The 6,346-nt window shown below is 66.8% G+C and carries 3 protein-coding genes; 2 read left to right on the forward strand and 1 reads right to left on the reverse strand.

Annotated features, from left to right (window positions below; translation table 11 throughout):
* Nucleotides 1–104 precede the first annotated feature (104 nt).
* A complete protein-coding gene (locus IFT60_RS25305; RefSeq protein ID WP_192056862.1) occupies nt 105–1,625 on the reverse strand; it encodes an FAD-dependent monooxygenase in 1,521 nt (506 codons plus the stop codon).
* Between the two features lie 318 nt (nt 1,626–1,943).
* Here IFT60_RS25305 and IFT60_RS25310 point away from each other — a divergent pair, with 318 nt between their 5' ends.
* Nucleotides 1,944–3,401, forward strand: a complete 1,458-nt coding sequence (locus IFT60_RS25310) for an iron-containing redox enzyme family protein (RefSeq protein WP_192056863.1) — start codon at nt 1,944–1,946, stop codon at nt 3,399–3,401.
* A 92-nt stretch (nt 3,402–3,493) separates the two neighbouring features.
* Nucleotides 3,494–6,127: a cyanophycin synthetase gene (gene cphA / locus IFT60_RS25315; protein ID WP_192056864.1), complete on the forward strand. Its 2,634-nt coding sequence runs from the start codon at nt 3,494–3,496 to the stop codon at nt 6,125–6,127.
* Nucleotides 6,128–6,346: the final 219 nt, after the last annotated feature.

Consider the following 6,346-nt stretch of genomic DNA (forward strand, 5'->3'; position numbering starts at 1 on the left):
TGAGGTGGTTGCGACATGCGGGATGCACGCCCCGATGATCGCGCCAAATCGGTTGAGGTGGCGCAGCTTTGCCTGCCGTTAATCATGGGCGCGCGGTGCACCCCTCACAGCCGCAGCGCGTTCGCCCGCAGGTAGGTATCCAGCCCCTCGATCGACGCCCTTGGCGACGCCAGGCCGACATAGGTATCCGGCCGCAGCAGGTAGACGGCGTCGTGCTCCAGTCCGGCCGCGGCGCACTCGGCATGCCAGTCGTACTGGCGCAGAGGCACGCCGTGCAGCGCGCACCAGGACAGCAGGTCGGGGCGGGCGCTGCCGTACACGTGCGCCTGCCAGCCCGGTTTCGGCAGCGGGGCGAAATTGTCGCCCCTGTCGTAGCGCACCCAGGGCAGGCGGTCGCCGCCATGCACCTTGCCGGCGTGGCCGCTGTTCAGGGGACCGTGGCGATAATGCAGCACCGTCTGCGAAATGGTGCGGAACAGGAACTCGCGCGTGCCCGGCATCTTGCCGATCAGGGGCATCAGGCGCGGCGCGATCCCGGTGCGCACGATTTCGGCGACGGGGCCGTCGGCCGTGAGGAAGCTGAAGGCGCGGTCGGTGGTGTCGACCAGGCGCCGCGCGAAGGGCAGGCGCTCGGCTTCGTAGCTGTCGAGCAGCCCGTCCGGCGCCTGGCCTTCGATCACCGCGGCCAGCTTCCAGGCCAGGTTGATGGCGTCGCCGATGCCGGTGTTCATGCCCTGGCCGCCGGCCGGGCTGTGGATGTGGCCGGCGTCGCCGACGAGGAAGGCCCGTCCGCGCCGGAAGTGCTCGGCCACGCGGTGGTGCACGCGGTAGGTCGAGAACCAGTTCACCATGTGCACGCTGATCATCAGGTTGTCGATCGCGCGCTTGCTGACGTCGGAAAATTTCAGGGTCTCCGCATGCTCGGCATGGTCTTCGCGCACGGTGCCGACCAGTCGCCCGCGTCCGCGCGGGGCAGTGGCGAACACGGCCAGCAGGTCCGATTCGTCCAGGTCGAGGTTGAGTTCGCCGTTCAGGGCGGGACTGTCGCCCTCGATGTCGGCCACGTAGAACACCTGGCGGTAGGTGCCGCCGGGGAAGCCGACGCCGATCGCATTCCTCACCGCCGAACGCGCGCCGTCGCAGCCGACCAGCCAGCGCGCGGCGCAGCGCTCTTCATGGCCGTCCGCATCGACCAGGCGCGCCTCGACGTGATCGGCATGTTCGTCGAACCCGGTCAAGGTGAGGTTGCGGTCCACCAGCAGGCCGGCCGCGGCCAGGCGCTCGACCAGCAGCTGCTCGTGGCGATCCTGCGGGTAGATGTGAAAGAAAGGGTAGGGCGTCAAGCCGCTGCCGATGGCGCCCAGCGGAATGCGCCCGCGGTGTTCGCCTTCGGTCCAGATGTTGAAGAACTGGATCGGATGGCCGTTCTCGATCACCGGCTGCGCCAGGTCGAGCTGGCGGTACAGCTCGAGCGTGCGCGCCTGCACCGCCAGCGCGCGCGAGGTGGTGCCGGGGCCGCTGGCTGCGTCCACGATGCGCACGTTCACGCCGAAGGCCTTCAGCCACAGGGTCAGCACCAGTCCGCTCGGACCGGCGCCCACGATCAACACGTCGGATTCGCGCATCGCCACTCTCCTCGCGCAGCCCCTCACAACCCGCCCGGCTACCCCCCTCATCCTACGCCTGTGCGTCATTCACCGTGCTCAGGACGCGTGTCGCGCGCTGGCCAATGCGCACGCCACAAAAACGTTGGAATTTCGCGGCGCTTTTGCGCCTGGACCCGGCCAATCCAGCAAACCGTCCACCCGCCTGCCTAAAAAAGTAACAATTTGTTATTTTTGTAAGCTCTGTCTTACATCTGCTGGCGATGCGTGCCGATGTGCGTTGCATAGTTCAGCACGGATAATTCCGGTAATCATTCAACAAGATTGTGAACATAGTCCATGACGCCATCGCTCGTTACCGATGTATCCGATTCAGTCCAGGCTCGCCGCAGCTTACCCGCCGCGTCCGCGCCTGCCCGTGACTTGTATTTCGCGCTGTACGAAGACCCCTCCCACAACGCCCGCGCCGGGGAGGCTTACCTGCGCCAGCAGATCGCGGCCGTGCAGGACATCCCGGCCGATTTGCCGCCGACGCTGGCGCAGCTGCCGGCCTGGATCGAAGCGCGCAGCGAAGCGGTGGGCATCCAGTACCGCGAATACCTGGCCGCACGCAAGGGCGGGGCGCCGCGCCGTTATTTCCATACGCGCGCGCATGCCCTGAACTTCATCAAGTCGGCCGCGCCAACCAAGCTGGTCGACGGCTCCTGGCTGTACGGCATGCTCAAGCACTGGGACAGCCCCGACTTCCACCCGCTGATCAAGACCTATCTCGAGGAACTCGGCGAAGGCGCGCCGAGCAAGAACCACGTCACGATCTACCGCAAGCTGATGGCGACCCATGGCATCGACAACTGGGAACAGCTGAGCGACGATCATTTCGTGCAGGGCGCGATCCAGCTTGCGCTCGGCCACAACGCCGAGCGCTTCCTGCCCGAGGTGATCGGCTTTAACCTCGGCTACGAGCAGCTGCCGCTGCACCTGTTGATCACGTCCTACGAACTGAACGAATTCGGCATCGATCCGTATTACTTCACGCTGCACGTCACGGTCGACAACGCGGCCACCGGCCACGCGCAAAAGGCGGTGCAGGCGCTGCTCGACCTGATGCCGCGCGTGGGCGACCGCGCCGCCTTCTACCAACGCGTGCTGGACGGCTACCGCCTCAACGAACTTGGCGCCAGCACCAATTCGGTGATCGCCGATTTCGACCTGCAGGACGAGCTGGTGACGATCCTGGAGCAAAAGAGCACGGTCGGCAAGAACATGCACTCGGACTACTGCCGCGTCGCCGGCCGCTCGGTCAACGACTGGCTGGCCGAGCCGGGCCAGATCCCGGGCTTCCTCGGCGCGCTGGAAACGGCTGGCTGGATCAAGCGCGGCGAAGAGGTCGAGCACAGCCGCTTCTGGCGCCTGATCGAAGGCGAGCGCGCCGAGATGTTCGGCGTGTTTTCCAGCTACGAGCAGCAGGTGCTGCGCGACTGGATCGTCAGCGTGCCGGGCAGCAGCGTCAAGGAAGAGCGCGTACTGACCCACCGCGCGCGCCAGCGTACGCTCGACAACCTCGGCCAGCATGCCGACCGCGGCGGCAACTATCCCGAGCGCGGGCTGATCCGCCGCCGCGCAGGGCGCGACGGTAGCGGCGACAACGAACTGGCCGCGCTCGAACAGCGCGTGGCCGCCGCCAGCGGCAAGGGCGAGGCGATGACGCTGCTGCTGGAACTGATGTCCCCGGCGCACCACCACAGCGCAGCCGGCCTGATGGCGACGCGCATGTACACCCAGCTGCTCGATACCTGAACGACCGTTTCCTGTTCCACCCGGCCGGCGCGCTTGCTGAGGGCGCGCCGGCTGTGCATCAACCTACAATTCAAAACAATAGGGACATTCTCGTGTATATCCTCGAACAACGATTCCTGCGCGGACCCAACGTCCATGCGGATACCCCCTGCCTGCTCAGTGTAGTCGACTTGGAAGACCTGTACGGCATCTCCTCGAAAGACATCCCCGGATTCAACGATGCGCTGCTGGCGGCGCTGCCGCTGCTGAACGGCCACATGATGCCGCTCGGGCAGCCGGGCGGCTTCGCCCAGCGCCTGCGTGCCGGCACTTATCTCGCGCGCGTGATCGAGCACGTGACGCTGACGCTGCAATCGATGGCAGGTCCCGCGGTCGGCTACGGCCGCACGCGCCCGGCATCGGGCCGCACGGGCCAGTATCGCATCGTGGTCCAGTACGCGATCGAAAAGCTGGCCGAGCCGAGCTTCCAGCTGGCGGTCGACCTGGTCACCGCCTTGGCCAATGAAGAGCCGTTCGACCTCGAACCGCGCCTGAAGGAATTGCGCGCGCTCGGCTCGCGCTATTCGATCGGCACCAGCACCGCGGCGGTGCTGGCCGCGGCCCAGGAGCGCGGCATTCCCTACTCGCGCATCACCGACGAAGCCAACCTGTTCCAGCTCGGCTGGGGCTCGAAACAGAAGCGCCTGCAAGCCACCACCACCGGCGACACCAGCTATGTCGCCGTCAAGATCGCCAGCGACAAGCAGCTGACCAAGGCGCTCCTGATGGAAGCGGGCGTGCCGGTGCCCGAAGGCGGCACCGTGACCACGGTCGAGGAAGCCCAGCGCATCGCGCGCCGCCTGCGCGTGCCGGTGACCGTCAAGCCGCTCGACGGCAACCAGGGCAAGGGCGTGACCACCAAATGCGCCACGCCCGAGGAAGTGGCGAAAGCCTTCGACTTCGCGCGCCAATACGGCCGCCGCATCATCGTCGAGCGCTTCGTCGAAGGGCGCGACTACCGCGTGCTGGTGGCCGGCGGACGCATCGCCGCCGCCTCCTTCCGCCGCCCCGCCCACGTGATGGGCGACGGCGTCTCCACCATCACCGAGCTGGTCGAGATCGAAAACCAGAACCCGGCGCGCGGCACCGGCCACAGCAACGTGCTCACGCGCCTGGCGCTCGACGCCCATGCCGAAGACATGCTGCGCCGCCAGGGCTACACGCCCGATGCGGTGCCTGCCGCCGGCGTCTGCGTCGAATTGCGCAGCAACGCCAACCTGTCGACGGGCGGCACCGCCGAAGACTGCACCGACCTGCTGCCCGAGACCACGCGCGCGCTGTGTGTACGCGCGGCGAACAAGATCGGCCTCGACGTGGCCGGCATCGACATTGTCTGCCAGGACATCACCATCCCGCTCGACGAGCAGGGCGGGGCGGTCATCGAAGTCAATGCCGCGCCGGGCATCCGCATGCACCAGCACCCGAGCGCGGGCGCACCGCGCGACGCCGGCGAAGCGATCATCGACGGCCTGATGGGGCAGTCGAACGGCCGCATCCCGGTGGTGGCCGTCACCGGCACCAACGGCAAGACGACGACGGCGCTGATGATCGGCCACACCGCGCGCGTGGCCGGCCTGGGCACCGGCGTGACCACCACCGAGGGCGTGTTCGTCAACGGCAAGCGCCTGGTGAAAGGCGACTGCACCGGCTACTGGTCGGCGCGCACCGTGCTGTCGGCGCCGGACGTCGATTTCGCCGTACTGGAAACGGCGCGCGGCGGCATCCTCAAGCGCGGCCTGGCCTTCGACCAGTGTGACGTCGGCGTGGTGCTGAATATCGACGCCGACCACCTGGGACTGGACGGCGTCGAGACGATCGAAGACCTGGCGCAAGTGAAAGCCGTGGTGGCTTCGTCCGCCTCGAAAGCGGTGGTGCTCAACGCCGAGGATCCGCTGTGCGTCGCCATGGGCCGACGCGCCAGGCCCGATGCGGAAATCATCTACTTCTCGATGGATGCGGAAAACCCGGTCTTCCTGCAGCACCTGGAAGACGGCGGCCGCGGCGCCTACCTGCAGGACAATGCGCTGGTGGTCGCCGACGGCAACCTGCACCAGGAATTGATGCGTGTGGAGGCGATGCCGGCCTCGTTCGGCGGGCGCGCGCGCTACAACATCGCCAACGCGCTGGCGGCGGCAAGCGCACTGATGGCATCCGGCTTTTCCAACCTGCAGATCGCCGATGGCCTCTCGACCTTCGTCTCCGACAGCAAGACCAACCCGCTGCGCACCAACGTGTTCGACGTGCGCGGCGTGACGGTGATCGTCGACTACGCCCACAACCCGGCGGCGTATGCGGCGCTGGCCGAAATGGCGCGCGCGCTGCTGCCGGGCCAACTGGTCGGCATCGTCACCGCGCCGGGCGACCGCCGCGACAGCGACCTGGTGCAGATCGGCGAAACCTGCGGCGAGCGCTTCGACGAGCTGGTGGTCTATGAATCGCAAAGCCGCGGCCGTCCGGTCGGCGGTGCGGTCGACCTGATCATCGAGGGCATCGAAAACGTGATCGGACCGTCGGACACGACCCACCGCGAGATCGAGGTCGACAAGGCGATCCGCCTCGGCCTGTCGCTGTGCCGCGCCGGTGACGTGCTGGTGTTTGCATGCGGGAGCTCGCTCAAGACCTTCATCGATGCGTTGCGCGTGGATGATCCGGAAAGCGCGGACAAGATTCTGGCCCAGACGATGTGAGCGTGCCGGTTTGATGGAACCAACCCCGCCGTGTGCGGGGTTTTTTATTATGGAACGCAACCGATGATCACCCGGTGGACCGCGTGGGCACGAGTGCCCACCCTACGATGCACGGCGGTCAACGGTGGTAACCGAAGTCTGCGGCGGTTGCGTAACGTAACGTGAAAGAACCCACTATCGAGACGTGCGCAGTCCTGGCCAGCCAAGGCCATTATTTTG

Source organism: Massilia sp. CFBP 13721 (assembly GCF_014842025.1).
Lineage (GTDB): Bacteria > Pseudomonadota > Gammaproteobacteria > Burkholderiales > Burkholderiaceae_D > Telluria.